At 65.4% G+C, this 489-nt stretch carries 1 protein-coding gene and 1 pseudogene; both read right to left on the minus strand.

All coding sequences use genetic code 11. The features are described from left to right. Positions 1-208, minus strand: a pseudogene (locus ACWTU8_RS32350) (class I SAM-dependent methyltransferase); the annotation flags it as partial. 5 nt (positions 209-213) lie between these two features. Beyond that, a partial coding sequence (locus tag ACWTU8_RS32355; protein ID WP_455851315.1) for an FAD-dependent oxidoreductase occupies positions 214-489 on the minus strand: 276 nt, incomplete at its 5' end.

Raw genomic sequence — 489 nt, forward strand, 5'->3', positions numbered from 1 at the left:
GCAGCCTGGCTCCCGGCTTCAACCCCATCTGCCCGATGAGTTCCCTTGTGGCGGCGATGCCGCCAATGTGGAATTCGTCGACCGCTTCGAGATCGCCGGCACGCAGACGGGCAACGTCCATGCCCGTATCGGCGAGCGCGGCAAGGATGCGCTGCTCGAGACCCGATATGTCATAGTGACGGGCGATGCCCGGTTCCACCGTGGCCATGATCCTTATCCCTGCGTCAGACTCCTGTGTATGCTCTCAGCCGCATCACGACCCTGCGCCACGGCCGAGACGGTCAGGTCGTCACCGCCAAGGATGCAGTCGCCGCCGGCCCAGACTTTCGCCAGCGAGGTGCGCCCTTCCCCATCGACCTTTATACGGCCGGCTTCGAGCTCAATCGAGGCCCCGCTGCCGTTGAGCGCGGCCGGGACAAAACTCTGGCCGATCGCAGCGAATACCTGGTCGGCGACCAGCGTCAGCGTCTCGCCGGTGCCGGCAAGCTT

It is taken from the genome of Mesorhizobium sp. BHbdii (assembly GCF_053848045.1).